We start from the raw sequence: 231 nt of genomic DNA, 5'->3' as shown, positions 1-231 counted from the left end.
GGCGTGCTCGGCGTTCTGGCGCACGGTGGAGGTCAGTTCCTCCATCGAGGCGGCGGTTTCTTCCAGGTTGGCGGCCTGCTGTTCGGTACGGCGCGACAGGTCGTTGTTGCCCGAGGCGATTTCGCCGGCGGCCAGGGTGATGCTGGAGGCGCTGGCCTGGATCTGGCCAACGATGCGGGTCAGCTGGGTGACGGTGGCATTGGCATCGTCACGCATCCGTGCGAACACGCC

1 pseudogene is annotated in these 231 nt (G+C 67.1%); it reads right to left on the bottom strand.

The features are described from left to right. Positions 1–231 (bottom strand): annotated as a pseudogene (locus tag ACVOME_RS18700) (methyl-accepting chemotaxis protein); the annotation flags it as partial.

The sequence above is a fragment of the Stenotrophomonas sp. STEN008 genome (assembly GCF_056760435.1).
This window is presented reverse-complemented; position numbering and strand designations above follow the sequence as displayed.